Annotated in this window: 1 protein-coding gene; it reads right to left on the minus strand. The window is 66.6% G+C overall.

All coding sequences use genetic code 11. The annotated features are described in order from the left end of the window. Nucleotides 1–287 (minus strand): hypothetical protein (locus tag D1646_RS22245; protein ID WP_160638507.1); only part of this gene is annotated, 287 nt, incomplete at both ends.

Below are 287 nucleotides of genomic sequence, written 5' to 3' on the forward strand. Positions count from 1 at the left end.
TGATGGTGTTCTTGATGGCCCCGCCGGCCACGTCGAAGGCGGCGCTGAGGGGCTGGGGCACATGCTGGGAGAACCACCCTGCGGCGGCGCTCCACAGGCCCTTGACCGCCTCCCAGACCGTGCCGGCCCCCTGCTGAATGCCCTGCCACAGCCCGGAGAAGAAGCCGGCCACCGGCTGGACCACTGTACGGTTGAACCACTCAGATACGACGGCCCAAACACCCTGCACCGCCGTCCAGGCAGCGGAGGCCAGCTGCTTTACGCTCTCCCACAGTTGGGTAAAAAAC

Origin of the sequence: Pseudoflavonifractor sp. 60, from assembly GCF_009911645.1 — a bacterium.
GTDB lineage: Bacteria > Bacillota > Clostridia > Oscillospirales > Oscillospiraceae > Lawsonibacter.